Raw genomic sequence first — 12,477 nt, forward strand, 5'->3', positions numbered from 1 at the left:
TCGTGCGGAAGCGTCCTCGAGTGAGAAGGCGAGCAGGTGAGCAGCGGTACGCGAGTCGGCGGGAGGGATCCTGGGCCGGCGGATGAGACGGGCGCGACCGGGTACCGGCCGCTGCTGTTCTCCATCGCCTACGGGATGACCGGTTCCGTGGGCGACGCCGAGGACATCGTGCAGGACGCGTTCCTCGGCATGACCCGGGCGCGCCAGGCGGGAACCGTGATCGCCGATCCCAAGGCGTACCTGGCGACGGCGGTGACGCGGCTGGGCATCGACCACCTGCGTTCGGCGAGGGTGCGGCGGGAGACGTATGTGGGGGACTGGCTGCCCGAGCCGGTCGTCGTGCCCGCCGATGGGCCGGGGCCGGCCGAGCACGCCGAGCTGGCCGACTCGCTGTCGATGGCGTTCCTCGTGCTGCTGGAGTCCCTTTCGCCGGTGGAGCGGGCGGTGTTCATGCTGCGCGAGGTGTTCGGGTATGGCTACCCGGATGTGGCGAAGGTCATCGGCAAGACCGAGGTGAACTGCCGGCAGATCTTCGCGCGCGCCAGGCAGCGCATCGCCGCTGGGGGGGCAGCTGCGTGACAGGACGCCGACCCCGGCGCGGCGGGCGCAGGGCAAGGAGCTCGCCCGCAGGTTCTTCGAGGCCGCCGCGGGCGGCGACATGGACGCGCTGCTCGGCATGCTCGCGCCCGACGTGGTTCTCCACGGGGACGGCGGCGGCAAGGCACAGGCGATCGGGAAGCCGGCGACCGAGCCGCGGCGCGTCGCACAGCTGCTCGTCGCCGGGCTCCGCCGGATACGAATGCTCGGCGTCTCCCTCCGGCCGGCCTGGGTCAACGGCGGGCCGGGCGCTGTGATGTACGACGCCGAAGGACGCGTGGCCGCCGTGGTCGAACTCGACATCGCCGATGGCGTGGTCCAGGCGGTCCACTCGGTCGCCAATCCCGACAAGCTTGCCCACATCGGACCGGTATCTGATGTAGCCCGACTGCCGGAGAAATAACCGAACCTCACCGCACCATCACTCAGCACACCGCCGCCATGTCCACAGGGGGTGACGCGGACGGTTCGGGCGCCCGGTCGGTCGGGATCGGGGCCCGTCGGGATCCGGAGTCGGTCGGGATCGGGGCCGGTCAGGAGCGGGAGTCGGTCAGGAGCGGGAGTCGATCAGGAGGGAGATGCCGTCGAGGAGGCGCTGCAGGCCGAACTCGAAGGTGTGCTCGGGGCTGTGCGCCGAGCCGTACACCTCGGCTGCGGCCTCGCCGACGCGCGACGCGACGGGGAAACGGTTGACGTCGGCGATCCGGTGGAGGAAGGGCGCGTGCGCCGCCCACCACTGCTCGTCGGTCATCCCGGTGTGCTTCTCCGCCTCCAGCGCCTCCACCGCGCCCCGCGCCGCGCCGTGGACGAACCCGGTGACGAGCGTGATGACCGAGTCCATCTCGACGTCGGTGAGGCCGATGCCGTCGATGGCGCGCAGCTCGTACTCGTACTTGGCCGTGGTGTTGGGACCGAGCACGGGACGGCTGGTGGCGACCTGGAGCAGCCACGGGTGGCGCAGGTAGAGCGCCCAGTTCTCGCGGGCGATCTGCAGCAGGCGCGCCCGCCAGCCGCCGGGGAGGTCGTCGGGGCGGGCGGTCTCGCCGTAGACGGTGTCGAGCATGACGTCGAGCAGTTCGGGCTTGCCGGGCACGTAGGTGTAGAGCGACATGGTGCCGACGCCGAGCCGTTCGGCGACCCTCCGCATGGACAGCGCCGCCAGCCCCTCGGCGTCGGCCACCTCGATGGCGGCCCTGACGATGCGGTCGACGCTCAGCTCCGGCTTGCCCTTGCGGCTCGGGCGTTCGCTGGTGCGCCACAGGAGGGCGAGGCTGCGGGCGGGGTCGCCCTTGCCGGTGTACTCGACGGTCACCTTACGTACGGTACACCGTACGGATTCCGCTGCCCAGCAGGGCCACCCAGGTCAGGCCGACGACGAGCGTGAGCCGCTGGAGCAGTCCCGCGATCGGGGAGAGTCCGGCGGCGCCGGAGAAGCCGACCCCGGTGATCACGAAGCCGGCGAGGAAGACGACGCCCGTGACGATCGAGTACGCCGTCCAGCCGGGCCTGCCCCATCCGGCGAAGCGCCTGGCGTACACGAAGCACGCGGCGGGCAGTCCCGCGAAGACCAGCAGCGAGAACAGGTCGTGCAGGGTGCCGGCGGTGGTGGAGGTCGCCGGCGCGTCCTGCGGGTAACCGTTCACCGGGTCGGTCACGAAGAGGCCGGCCCCGATCAGGCCGACGGCGAAGGCCAGCATGAGGGCGAGGCCCCAGCGGGAGGTGCCGCGCAGGCTGATCGCGAAAGCCAGCATGAGCAACCCTGTGACCAGGAAGTTCGCGGTCTGGGTCCAGCCGAGGTCACCGATGGCGAGCGAGCTGACGGGATGCCGGAGCGGGTCGTAGCCGCCGCCACGCGTGGCGCCCTCCACCAGGAAGGCGGTGACGAAGAGCGCCGCGCCGGCCACCCCGGACAACCGCATCAGCCTCATCACGGTCCCTTCACGATCACGCGCCCCACCTCCCATCCTGCCCGGCCCGCCACCGCGCGGGGGCGGGCCGCCGACCGGTTCCCCCGGGCCGCCGACCGGTTTACCCAAGGGCGGGACCAGCGCCCCCGAGACGGCGACCGGTTTCCCCGGGGGCGGGACCGGTGCCCCGGGCCGCCGACCGGTTCCGTCCGGGCGGCGACGGGTTCCCTGGGGTGAGGATCGGTGCCTTCGGGTCGGCGACGGGTTTCCTCCGGGAGGGGTGGGGACTGGTGCCCCCCAGGAGGGCGACGGGTTCCCTGGGGGGAGGATCGGTGCCTTCGGGTCGGCGACGGCTTCCCCCCGGGGGTGGGGGACTGGTGCCCCCGGGAGGGCGACGGGTTCCCCGGGGGGAGGGCCGGTGCCCCCGGGATGGCGACGGTTTCTCCCGGCCGGCGGCTGGGACGAGGCGCGCGCCGGAGTGGCCGGGAGGGCCCGGTGCCCGATCACCTGGGCAGCCAGTCCTTCCACACGATCTTGTTCGCGTCGATCCACTTCTTGGCCGCCTGCTCGGCCGACATGCCGCCGTCGGTCATGTCGCTGGCCACCGCGTTCTGGTGGTCGTTCGTCCAGGAGAAGTTGCGGACCAGCTCGTAGGCCCTGCCGCCGGTGTCGGCGAACTTCTTGCTGACGATCTTGTCGAGCAGGTACGGCGGGTAGTCGCAGGCCACCTTCGCCGCCACGGCGTCGCAGCCGATCGCGTACGACGGAAGGTTGATCTTGGCCATCTTGACCTGCGTGAACAGCCACTGCGGCTGGTAGAAGTACATCAGCAGCGGGCGCCTGGTCCTGGTGGCCGACCGCATCGCCTTGATCAGCGCGTCCTCGCTGCCCGCGTAGACGACCTTGTAGTTCAGCTTCAGGTTGCGGACCAGGTCCTCGTCGGCGGTGACGAAGGTGGGGTCGCCGTCGAGCACCTGCCCGAGCTCACCCGACTTCTCGGTCCTGAACAGGTGGGCGTACTTGTTGAGGTTGCGCCAGTTGGTGATGTCCGGGTACTCCTCGACCATCCACTGCGGCACGTACCAGCCGATCACGCCCTTGTTGCCGTTCAGCCCCGCGGACACGGCGACCTTCTTGTCCTGGATGAACTCCTTCTTCTCCTTGTCGCGGCCCCAGTTCTCGACGATGACGTCGACGTCGCCGCTCTCGAAGCCCTTCCAGGACTCCTCCTCCGTCAGCTTCTTGGTCTCGACCTTGTAGCCGAGCTCGTGCTCGAGGAGGTAGGCGAGCACCGCGGCGCTGGCCTCGTAGCCGACCCACGGGTTGACGGCCAGCCGTACGGTGCCGGTGGCCTTCGGGGTCTGGGGTGCTTCGCTGGTGCAGCCGGTGAGGATCAGGCCGAGGGTGAGGGTCGCGGCCAGCAGTTTGGTTCTCATGTGCGGTCTCCGGCGTGCCCCCGCCGGCGACGGGGGCACACGATCGTCTACTTCGGGATCCAGGCCTGCCACGTGGCCGTGTGGGCGTCGATCCACTTCTTGGCGGCGGCCTCGGCGGACATCCCGTTGTTCTGGATGTCGTTGGCGACCGCGTTCTGGTCCTCGTTGGTCCAGGTGAAGTTCTTGACCAGCTCGTAGGCCTTGCCGCCGGTGTCGGCGAACTTCTTGCTCACGATCTTGTCGAGGTCGAGCTCGGCGTAGTCGCAGGCGACCTTCTTGGGGTCGGCGTCGCAGCCGGCGGTGTACGGCGGCAGGCTCACCCTGGCCAGCTTGACCTTGTCGAAGAGCCAGTGCGGGGTCCAGAAGTAGAACAGCAGCGGCTTCTGCTGCTCCTGCGCCTGCGCCGCCGACTCCAGCAGCGCGGCCTCGCTGCCGCCCGTCACGACCTTGAAGTCCAGCTTCAGGTTCTTGACCAGCGCCTCGTCGTTGGTGACGTAGGAGGGGTCGCCGTCGAGCAGCTGGCCCTTGCCGCCGGACTCGGAGGTCTTGAACAGGTCGGCGTACTTGTTGAGGTTCTTGTAGTCGGTGATGTCGGGGTACTTGTCGGCCATCCACTGCGGGACGTACCAGCCGATGACGCCCTTGTTGCCGGTCGAGCCGGCCGAGGCGGCGACCTTCTTCTCGTCGATGTACTTCTTCTTGAGGTCGTCGTGCCCCCAGTTCTCGACGATGACATCGACCTCGCCGGTCTCGAAGCCGGCCCAGGCGACCTCCTCCTTGAGCTCCTTCTTCTCGACCGTGTAGCCGAGCTGGCTCTGCAGCAGCTGCGCGATCACGGCCGCGCTGGCCTCGTATCCGACCCAGGGGTTGATGGCGATCCTGACCGTCCCTGCGGCCGCGGCGCTCGCCGAGCCGCTGGGCTGGGTGGCGGGGCTCGCCGTGGTACCGCCGTCGACCCTGGCGCCGCCGCCGCACCCTGCGACGGCCAGGCCGAGGGCGACGACCCCGGCCATGAGGCGAATCTTCATCCGGTGATCATCCTCTTGAGTGGGGGGAAGTGCGCCTGTCGGCGCCCTGCGTGATGCGGTCGAGCATGATGCCCAGCAGCACCGTGGCCACTCCGGCGACGAAGCCCATGCCGAAGTCGGAGTGCTGGGAGAAGCCGGTGACGACGTCGTAGCCGAGCCCGCCCGCGCCGACCATGCCGCCCACCACGACCATGGCGAGCGTCATGACGATGCCCTGGTTGGCGGCCAGCAGGATGGCCCCGCGTGCCATCGGCAGCTGGACCTTCCACAGCAGTTGGCGCCGGGTGGAACCGGCTGACAGCGCCGCCTCGACGGAGGTGGGGGACACGCCGCGGATGCCGTCCTCGACCAGGCGCACCACGGGTGGCACCGCGTAGATCACCGAGGCGAAGATGGCGGTGAACCTCGTCGGCCCGAACAGCGCCAGCGCGGGCAGCAGGTAGACCACCGACGGCATCGTCTGGGCCGCGTCGAGCAGCGGACGCTGGACGGCCGAGAAGGCGCGCGAGCGCGCGGCGGCGACGCCGAGGACGAGGCCGAGCAGGAGCGCGACGGCCGCGGCGACCAGAACGGTGGTCAGCGTGGCCATGCTGTGCTCCCACAGCCCCACCCCCGCCAGCGCCAGCAGGCACGCCAGCGCGACCAGCGCGGGGCGCGGCCCGCTCGCCCACCAGGCCAGCGCCAGGACGGCGGCGGCCACCAGCCACCACGGCGTGGAGGTCAGCACGTCCTGCAGCGGGTTGAGCAGGATCGTGGAGGTGATGTTCTTGATCGCCTCGGTGACGTCGTACCAGCTGAACTTGGCCCACTCCACCGCGTCGTTGACGGGGCCGCCGATCGGCAGCACCCACTGTTCGGGGAAGGCGGGGGGCAGCACGAAGGTGAGCGCCAGGCCGACCACGGCCGGCGCGCCCGCGACGGCGTACCCGAGGGGTCCCGCGGCGCTCCGGCGGGCCGCCGCCATCGTCATCCGGTCCAGGACGACCGCCATGACGACGATCGCGACGCCGGCCGGCAGCATGAAGCCGACGTTGGCCCGCGACAGGCCGCGGATGATGTCGGAGCCGAGGCCGGGGGCGGAGATGAGAGCGGCGATCACGACCATCGACAGCGCCATCATGATGGTCTGGTTGATCGCCAGCGCGATCGTCTCGCGCGCCATCGGCAGCTGCACCTTGCGCAGCGTCTGCCAGCGGGTGGCGCCGATCGAGTCGGAGGCCTCGGTCGCGGTACGGGAGACCTGCTCGATCCCCAGCGCGGTGATCTTGATGGCGACCGGCATCGCGTAGATGAGGGTGGCGACGGTCGCGGACGAGGGGCCGATGCCGAAGAAGAGCACCATCGGGGTCAGGTAGGCGAACGTCGGCATGATCTGCATGACGTCGAGCACCGGCGACAGGACCCGGCGCAGGCGTGGCGAACGGCCCGCCCAGACGCCCAGCGGCAGCCCGATCAGCAGGGCGATCAGCACGGAGGCGAGCACCAGGGCGAGCGTGCGGACACCGGCGTCCCAGACACCGAGCACCCCGAAGGAGGCGAATCCGGCCGTCCCGAGCAGCGCGATCCGCCAGCCGCCGGCCAACCAGCCGAGGCCGCCGATCACCCCGATCAGGCCGGGCCAGCCCAGCGCCTGCAGCACGGTCTCGAAGGCGGTGTAGAGCTGCCCGAGGTAGATGCGGACGTAGTTGATGAAGTACAGGAACAGCGGGTTGTCGTTCCTGTTGGCGTCGACCCAGTCGCGGGCGTCGTTGACGGCGAGGAAGGTGGCCGCCTCGTCGTCGTGCGGGAGGGTGGCGGTGCCGTTCAGCGTGAGGTAGCCGGCCACGAGGGCGGCGACGGCGACCGCGGGCACAACCCAGCGGGGCGGGCGGCGGATGCCGGGCGCGTCCGCGACGGCGACGGCGCCGCTCATGCGCGCGCCTGCGGGACGGGCGCCGTGCCGTCGCCCTCGCCCTGGTCCGGGTGCGCTTCCGTCGCGTCGCCGGCCTCGCCCTGGTCCGGGTGCGCTTCCGTCGCGTCGCCGGCCTCGCCCTGGTCCGCGCCGGGTTGCGCGGCCTCCTCGGGTGACGGTGCGGGCTCGGGCACCCGGATCTCCTCCGGTACGGCCGGCTCGTGCGCCATCGCCGACAGGATGTCCACGCGGTCGACCACGCCGATCAGCTCGTCCCCGTCCATGACACGGATGGGCCTGGCCGAGCCGGTCACCGCGGGGATGGCGTCCCTGATGATCGTGCCGGCCGGGAGGACGGGGCCGTCCAGATGCTCGCCCGGCTCCGGCGTCCGGCAGATCCAGCGCAGCGACAGCACGTGGCTGCGCGGCACCTCGCGGACGAAGTCGGCCACGTAGTCGTCGGCGGGCGCGCCCACGACCTCCTCCGGTGTCCCGAGCTGGACGATCCGGCCCGCCCGCATGATCGCGATGCGCTCGCCCAGCTTGAGTGCCTCCGACAGGTCGTGGGTGATGAAGACCATCGTCTTGCCGACCTCGCGGTGCAGCCTGATGACCTCGGCCTGCATGTCGCGGCGGATCAGCGGGTCGAGCGCGCTGAACGGCTCGTCGAACAGCATCACCTGGGGGTCGACGGCCAGCGCCCTGGCCAGCCCGACGCGCTGCTGCATGCCGCCCGACAGCTGGTCGGGGTAGGCGGTGGCGTGCCCGTCGAGGCCGACCAGGGAAAGGATCTCTCTCGCGCGCTCGTGCCTGCGCGGCTTGGGAGCGCCCTGGATCTCCAGGCCGTAGGCGACGTTGTCGATGACGCGCCGGTGCGGCAGCAGGCCGAAGTGCTGGAAGACCATGCTGACGTGATGGCGGCGTAATTCCCGTAGCTGGGCGGGGGCGGCGGCGATCACGTCCTGGCCGCCAATGGAGATCTTTCCAGCCGTCGGCTCGATGAGGCGGGTCAGGCAGCGCACCAGGGTGGACTTACCGCTTCCCGACAGACCCATCACGACGAACATCTCGCCTGGTCTGACATCGAACGTGACGTCTCTGACGGCGGCCGTGCAGCCGGTCTTCTCGCGTAGTTCGGCCGGGTCGAGATCTTTGTCAGGGCCTTTCATGACGCGATCCGCCCGCGGGCCGAAGATCTTCCACAGCCCGCTGACCTGGATCGCCGCACTGTCCTGCCCGGCTGCCACTTGCTGCCTCCAGAAGCTTGCCGGCCCCGCGGTTGGCCCGGTCCGAGTTGTCGAGGGTAGGCGCGACGGGGCTCAACATAGGGCCTGAATAACGCGAATCACAACGTCGTGACCATGTAGAGACGCGGGCGTTACGGAGTGGATCTTCAACTGGAACGCGGCAAACCCCCACAACCGGACAGAAGGTGATATATCGCGACATTTTCATCTCTGGATCCGATAACGGCGGACCGAAATTGGGGGCCCCAAGTTATCGACGCTTGTGTGGTACCCGACTAGATTTGTCGCGTTATGTTCGTTTGGTCGTTCAGGTATTGGTGTGCTGAAATAGCCGCCACTTGCTGGAGTTTTCCCAGGAGTCTCACGGGAGGCTCTCCCCCCAACTGAGGTTGCGTTCGGTGAGTAGAAGAACCAGTGCCAAGGCCGCCGACCAGGCCGCCGCTCGCGGTGGATGGCGGCTGCGCAACTGGCGGGTGCGCGCGCGATTAGTCGCGCTGATCCTCGTCCCGACCGCAGCGGCCGTCCTCCTCGGCGGCATCCAGGTCGTCGCCTCCACCAGCGCGGCGGCCGACTACGACCGCGCCAACCAGCTGGCCAAGCTCGCCCAGCAGATCGGCGGTCTCACCCACGAGCTCGGCGCCGAACGCGCCCGCACCGCCTGGTACATCACCCTCGGCCGCCCCGAGCGCGGCCTGGCCGACGTCCGCACCCAGATGAGCAGGGTCGACACCCAGGCCGACAAGGTACGGCAGAGCGCCGCCGTCCTCGGCACCGAGGTCGCGGGCCGGACGGGCGACGAGGTCGCGACCGTGCTGAACCGCCTGGAGGACCTCGCCGCGCTGCGCGACCAGGCGCTCGACTCCGACCTGCTGCCCGGCGCCGCCCTCGACGCCTACACCACCGTCATCGCCGACCTGCTCACCCTGAACGACGAGCTCGGCAAGAACGGCGAGGACGAGGAGCTGGTACGCCAGTCGGCGACGCTCGACGCGCTCGCGCGGGCCAAGGAGAGCGCCTCGCTGCAGCAGGCGCTACTTACCAGCGTGCTGGTCGTCGGCAGGTTCGAGCAGGAACAGCTCAAGACCTTCCTCGGCGAGCAGTCCAACGAGGCCAACCAGCGCAAGGCCTTCGCCGCCGAGGCCACCGCCGCCGAACGCCGCCTGTTCGACGAGACGGTCAACGGCCGCGGCGCCGACCGGGCGCGCTTCCTGCGCGAGCTGGTCCTCACCAGGGTGAGCACCGGCGCCCCGCTCAAGGGACTCGACCTCGCCAAGCGCGACGACGCGCGCGAGTGGTTCGAGGCCGCCACCGTCATCGTCGAGTCCATGCGCTCGGTCGAGGAGCGGCAGTCGGCCGCGATCGTGCTGCGCAGCGAGGAACTGGCCGGGGCCGAGACCAAGCGCGCCTACCTGGTGGCCGGCGCCGTCGTGGCGCTGCTGCTGGCCGTCCTGCTCATCACCACCGGCGTGGCGCGCTCGCTGGTGCGCCCGCTGCGCAGGCTGCGCAGCGAGGCCCTCGACATCGCCGGCGAGCGGCTGCCCGGATTCGTCCAGCGCCTGCGCGAGGCGCGCGACAGCGACGTCTCCGCCGAGGTCACCCCGATCGGGGTCTTCTCCCGCGACGAGGTCGGCGAGGTCGCGCGGGCCTTCGACGAGGTCCACCGCGAGGCCGTACGGCTGGCCGGTGACGAGGCCAAGCTGCGCGCCAACGTCAACGCGATGTTCGTCAACCTCTCCCGACGCAGCCAGACCCTGGTCGAACGCCAGCTGACGCTCATCGAACGGCTCGAACGCGGCGAGCGGGACGACACCCGCCTCGGTGACCTGTTCAAACTCGACCACCTGGCCACCCGCATGCGCCGCAACAGCGAGAACCTCCTGGTCCTCGCCGGCCAGGAGGCCGCCCGCAAGTGGACCCAGTCCGTCGAGCTGATGGACATCGTCCGCGCCGCTCTCGGCGAGGTCGAGAGCTACGACAGGGTCGTCATCCAGGGCGCCTCCGAGGTCGCCATCGCCGGCCAGGCCGTCACCGACACCGTCCACCTGCTGGCCGAGCTGGTGGAGAACGCCGTGTCGTTCTCCTCGAACGACACCAAGGTGACGGTCTCCAGCAGCCGCATCGACGGCGGCGGAGTCATGATCGCGGTGACCGACCAGGGCATCGGCATGAGCCAGGAGGAGATCTCCCAGGCCAACTGGCGGCTGGCCAACCCGCCGGTGGTGGACGTGTCGGTGTCGCGGCGGATGGGCCTGTTCGTGGTCGGCCGCCTGGCGCTCCGGCACAACGTCCGCGTGCAGCTGCGCAGGCAGGACGTCGGCGGCCTCACGGCGATGGTGCTCATCCCCGAGAGCCTGCTGACCGCCATCCCCGGCCAGCAGCCAGGGCTCGGCTTCCCGGCGGGGCAGGGCATGCCGCCCCTGCACGGCTCGCCGTCCGAGCCGCAGATGCCACAGATGCCGCAGATGCCGCCCATGTCGCCGATGTCGCAGCTGCCCTCGGGGCCGCAGCTGCCGTCGGGCCCGCAGGTGCCGCTCCAGCCGATGGTGCCGCCGCAGGCCGGGCCCCAGCCGTACGAGCGGCCCGTCCTCGACGACCTGAAGCCCTCGCCCATGGGCGCGCCGGTGCTCGACTCGCCGCCCGTCGACTGGTTCGGCACCAACGACGCGCCCTCGGCCGACCTTTCCGACTTCCCGTCCGACTTCACGGCCAACGGGCTGCCCAAGCGGGGCGGGCACGCTCCGGACGACGGTCCCGGCTTCCGCGAGATGCCCGGCCTGGGCGGCTCCCAGGGCCCCGACTCGTACGGCACGCTCGACCGCCGCCCGTTCGACTCCTTCGACGCGCCGCCCAGGTCCGGCTTCCCCGACGCCACCGGCCCTCTCCCCAGGGTGGAGACCTCCTCGCTCGACACCGGTGAGGAGGAGTACCTGCCGATCTTCGCGGCGGTGGAGTCGAGCTGGTTCAAGCGGCCGGAACCCTTCTCCGACGCCCCGGACACCCCGGACGCCCCCGCGTTCGACACCGGTCCGCACGCGGGACCCAGCGCGGGGCCCGCTGCGGGACCCACCGTGGGGGGCGGCGTGCCGGGCAGGCCCGCGACGGCACGGCCGGCCGATCCGTACCCGCCGGAGCCGCCCGTCGCGTCCCCGCAGGGCGCACCCTCGCCCGACGCCTGGTCGTCGCCCGCCGATGCGGGCTGGCAGGCCGCCCGCGCGGCCAGCGACCCCAGCCTCGGCGGCCTCACCTCCTCGGGCCTGCCCAAGCGCAAGCCCAGAGCGAACCTGGTGCCGGGCACCGCCGCCGCCCCGCAGTCCGCAGCTCCCGCGCCGCCGATGCCGCCGGTCTCGCCCGACCGGATCAGGAGCAGGCTGGCCAGCTTCCAGCAGGGCGTGCGGAAGGGCCGCGCCGAGCTCGACAACGCGCAGGAGGAGGAGCAGCGGTGAAGGAGTTGAGCCAGGCCGCCAGGGACGTCAACTGGCTGGTCAGCGGCTTCGTCGAGGAGGTGCCCGGTGTGGCGCACGCCGTGGTCGTCTCCTCCGACGGGCTGCCCATGGCGTTCTCGCGCGGGTTCCCGAAGGACCGCGCCGACCAGCTCGCCGCCGTGGCCGCCGGACTGATCAGCCTGGTGCAGGGCGCCTCCAGGGTCTTCGAGGGCGGCGGGGTCACCCAGACCGTCGTGGAGATGCAGCACGGGCTGCTGCTGGTGATGTCCATCAGTGACGGCTCGTGCCTGGCGGTGCTGGCCGCGCCCGAATGCGACATGGGCCTGGTCGCCTACCAGATGACCGTGCTGGTCGAAAGGGCGGGCCAGGTGCTCACGCCCGCCGTACGGGCGGAACTGTCATCCGCGCACCCCTGGTGATGGGAGACGATCGTGGCTTCGTGGAATGACGGCCCTCCTCCATATGGGCCGCCGGCGGACTACGGCAGGGGGTACGGCCAGCCGCCGGGTTACGGCCCCGCGCCCACCCCTCCCGAGGAGGAGCGCCCCTCGCTGGTGCGGATGTACTCGCTCACCGGCGGGCGCACCGCGCCGCGCACCAACCTGGCGATGGAGGCGCTGGTCTCCTCGGCGACCTCGGCGCAGCTCGGTATGAACCACACCCGTGAATACCGCGCGATCAGCGAGCTCTGCCGTCAGATCAGATCCGTCGCGGAGGTGTCGGCGCTGCTGGCCATGCCGCTCGGCGTGGCCAGGGTGCTGATCGCGGACATGGAGGCGGAGGGTCTGGTGCGGATCTACCAGCCGCAGCTGGACGCGGGCATGCCGAACAGGAACCTGCTGGAAAGGGTGCTAAGTGGACTTCGCAGGCTCTAGCGGCCTGACCTCGACGAAGATCGTCGTGGCGGGCGGGTTCGGTGTGGGCAAGA

The 12,477-nt window shown here is 70.9% G+C and carries 11 protein-coding genes; 5 read left to right on the forward strand and 6 right to left on the reverse strand.

Features of this window, described 5'->3' with window-relative positions:
* Window positions 1–36: 36 nt before the first annotated feature.
* Both ABZX22_RS43120 and ABZX22_RS43125 read left to right on the forward strand, forming a co-directional pair.
* A complete protein-coding gene (locus tag ABZX22_RS43120; protein WP_354922465.1) occupies window positions 37–579 on the forward strand; it encodes a sigma-70 family RNA polymerase sigma factor in 543 nt (180 codons plus the stop codon).
* Between the two features lie 79 nt (window positions 580–658).
* Window positions 659–1,000, forward strand: coding sequence for a hypothetical protein (locus ABZX22_RS43125; RefSeq protein WP_354922468.1), 342 nt, complete (start codon window positions 659–661; stop codon window positions 998–1,000).
* A gap of 147 nt (window positions 1,001–1,147) precedes the next feature.
* On the opposite strand, the gene ABZX22_RS43130 is transcribed toward ABZX22_RS43125, so the two are convergent.
* From ABZX22_RS43130 to ABZX22_RS43155, 6 genes are all read right to left on the reverse strand, one after another.
* On the reverse strand, window positions 1,148–1,909 hold the full coding sequence (locus tag ABZX22_RS43130) for a TetR/AcrR family transcriptional regulator (RefSeq protein ID WP_354922471.1): 762 nt from the start codon (window positions 1,907–1,909) through the stop codon (window positions 1,148–1,150).
* Window position 1,910: 1 nt separating this feature from the next.
* Window positions 1,911–2,525: a DUF998 domain-containing protein gene (locus ABZX22_RS43135; RefSeq protein ID WP_354922491.1), complete on the reverse strand. Its 615-nt coding sequence runs from the start codon at window positions 2,523–2,525 to the stop codon at window positions 1,911–1,913.
* Window positions 2,526–3,007: 482 nt separating this feature from the next.
* Window positions 3,008–3,940: an ABC transporter substrate-binding protein gene (locus ABZX22_RS43140; protein WP_354922474.1), complete on the reverse strand. Its 933-nt coding sequence runs from the start codon at window positions 3,938–3,940 to the stop codon at window positions 3,008–3,010.
* Between the two features lie 47 nt (window positions 3,941–3,987).
* Window positions 3,988–4,968: an ABC transporter substrate-binding protein gene (locus tag ABZX22_RS43145; RefSeq protein WP_354922477.1), complete on the reverse strand. Its 981-nt coding sequence runs from the start codon at window positions 4,966–4,968 to the stop codon at window positions 3,988–3,990.
* Between the two features lie 7 nt (window positions 4,969–4,975).
* Window positions 4,976–6,880 (reverse strand): ABC transporter permease subunit, encoded by a 1,905-nt coding sequence (locus ABZX22_RS43150; protein WP_354922479.1) that lies wholly within the window; start codon window positions 6,878–6,880, stop codon window positions 4,976–4,978.
* Window positions 6,877–8,028, reverse strand: a complete 1,152-nt coding sequence (locus ABZX22_RS43155; RefSeq protein WP_354922494.1) for a glycine betaine/L-proline ABC transporter ATP-binding protein — start codon at window positions 8,026–8,028, stop codon at window positions 6,877–6,879. The genes ABZX22_RS43150 and ABZX22_RS43155 overlap by 4 nt, the downstream gene beginning before the upstream one ends.
* Window positions 8,029–8,504: 476 nt before the next feature.
* Here ABZX22_RS43155 and ABZX22_RS43160 point away from each other — a divergent pair, with 476 nt between their 5' ends.
* The 3 genes from ABZX22_RS43160 to ABZX22_RS43170 all read left to right on the forward strand — a co-directional run bounded on the left by ABZX22_RS43160 (window position 8,505) and on the right by ABZX22_RS43170 (window position 12,424).
* Window positions 8,505–11,549: a nitrate- and nitrite sensing domain-containing protein gene (locus ABZX22_RS43160; RefSeq protein WP_354922482.1), complete on the forward strand. Its 3,045-nt coding sequence runs from the start codon at window positions 8,505–8,507 to the stop codon at window positions 11,547–11,549.
* A complete protein-coding gene (locus tag ABZX22_RS43165; protein ID WP_354922485.1) occupies window positions 11,546–11,968 on the forward strand; it encodes a roadblock/LC7 domain-containing protein in 423 nt (140 codons plus the stop codon). Before ABZX22_RS43160 ends, ABZX22_RS43165 begins: the two co-directional genes overlap by 4 nt.
* A gap of 141 nt (window positions 11,969–12,109) precedes the next feature.
* Complete coding sequence (locus ABZX22_RS43170; protein ID WP_354922496.1) at window positions 12,110–12,424, forward strand: DUF742 domain-containing protein; 315 nt, start codon at window positions 12,110–12,112, stop codon at window positions 12,422–12,424.
* Window positions 12,425–12,477: the final 53 nt, after the last annotated feature.

Source organism: Nonomuraea sp. NPDC003804 (assembly GCF_040610675.1).
Taxonomy (GTDB): Bacteria; Actinomycetota; Actinomycetes; order Streptosporangiales; family Streptosporangiaceae; genus Nonomuraea.